This is a genomic window from Methylophaga sp. UBA1464, from assembly GCF_002325665.1.
In the GTDB taxonomy this organism is placed as follows: domain Bacteria; phylum Pseudomonadota; class Gammaproteobacteria; order Nitrosococcales; family Methylophagaceae; genus Methylophaga.
The window spans coordinates 6,597-6,798 of the sequence record NZ_DCSO01000110.1 but is presented as its reverse complement, the minus strand read 5'-3'; positions in this window follow the sequence as shown (position 1 = coordinate 6,798).

Genomic DNA, 202 nt, shown 5'->3' with positions numbered 1-202 from the left:
AGTTTGGAAAGGTGTTTTCGGGAAAGCGGGGCTTTGTGTTCTTTAAGCAGCTCGAGAATAAATTCACGGCTAGGGATGGGATTGTCGTATTTCTCGGCTTCACGACCCTCAAAAGGGTCCGTTATGTTTTGTTCAGTCATTGACAGTTTTTATCTCGATCTATATGATGCGCGTCTTCTTGCCCAGGTGGCGGAATTGGTAG